The 1,363-nt window shown below is 81.4% G+C and carries 1 protein-coding gene; it reads right to left on the bottom strand.

Going from position 1 to position 1,363, the window contains the following annotated elements:
• On the bottom strand, positions 1–1,192 hold a 1,192-nt coding region (locus B1205_RS30805), incomplete at its 3' end, for an ATP-binding protein (RefSeq protein ID WP_254909701.1).
• Positions 1,193–1,363: the final 171 nt, after the last annotated feature.

Genomic DNA, 1,363 nt, shown 5'->3' with positions numbered 1-1,363 from the left:
CCGGTCGGGCCCCTCCTCCCGACCGGCGCGACCGTCCCGCCCCGAGCGGGCAGGTCACCTGCCCCTCGGCACCCCGCGCGGGGGCGTCCACCGCCGGCCCCGACGTGGCCCGAGCGTGCGTGGCGGGGGAGTCGGGTTCGGCGCGGAGCGTCCCGATCGGCGCGCCGCCCCGCAGCCGGCGGGCGAAGTCGGCCCGCGCCGCGCGGGGCAGCCGGTGCGCGGCCACCCGGGCCACGACCGGCTCGGCGACCGTCCAACCGCCCCCCTCGACGCGGCGCAGCAGACCCGCCGCGGTCAGCGCGTGCAGCGCCGGCCCGGCCTGCCCCGGCAGCCAGCCGAGCATCCGCTCGACGGTGCCGGGAGCGAGCGGCCCGGCCACGGCCGCGCCGGCCATCAGCACCGCACGCTGGACGCCGTCCAGCCGGTCCAGCCGGACGTCCACCAACCGGCGTGCGGCGGCGGGCACCCCGGCCGGCTCGTCACCGGCGTCGGTCCCGGCGTACGCGGCCGCGACGGCCGGGTTGCCGCCGACCAGCGGCAGCAGCCGGGCGGCCAGCGCGGCGGGCCGGCCGGCCCGGTCGAGCAGGAGCCGCAGCAGCCGTCCGGTGTCCCGGGCACCCAGCGGCGTCAGCGACAGCCGGCGGGTCGGGCCGGGTCGCGGATCGGCCCACCCGGCGCCGTGCGTGCTGACCACGGCGAGCGCCAGTCCACGCTCGGCGGCGGTGGCGTACAGCCGGCTCAGGAACCGGTGCAGCGCCGGAGCGGCCCGGTCCAGGTCGTCCACCGCCACCACCACCGGGGTCCCGGCGGCCCGGTCGAGCAGCAGCTCGCGGACGGCCGTCGCGGCCCGCAGCGCCGCCGCCGCGTCGTGCGGCGCGGCGAGGAACGCGGTCAGGGCGGGGCTGCTCGCGGCCCACCCGGCGGCGCCGCCCACGGCCGTGCCCGGCAGCGGGCGCACCGTCGCCGCCCGGCCGGTCGCCTCCGGCGCGAGCAGCGCGCGGACCAGGTCGGCCAGCGGCGCCAGCTCCCCGTCCGGATACGGCGGGCAGTGCGCCACGCACCAGCGCACCGCCGTGCCGTCCACCTGGGACACGGCACGGGTCAGCTCGTGCAGCAAACGGCTGCGGCCACTGCCCGGCGGCCCGGTCAGCGAGATCCACCGTGGACGCCGCTCCCGCAGCGCCCGGGTCACCTCGTCGGCCACGCCGGCCAGCTCGCGGCGTCGGCCCACCAGCGGGCCGTCGTGCCGGGCCGGCCGGTACCGGGACACCCCGGTCACCCGCCAGACGTCCAGCGGCAGCGCCTTGCCGGCCACGGTCGTGGTGGCGAGCGGACGCTGTCGGACCAGACCGGCCACGGCCCG

Source organism: Micromonospora sp. NBS 11-29 (assembly GCF_002140155.1).
Classification (GTDB): domain Bacteria; phylum Actinomycetota; class Actinomycetes; order Mycobacteriales; family Micromonosporaceae; genus Micromonospora.
The sequence above is the reverse complement of the archived record's forward strand: the minus strand, read 5'-3'. Positions and strand labels throughout refer to the sequence as shown.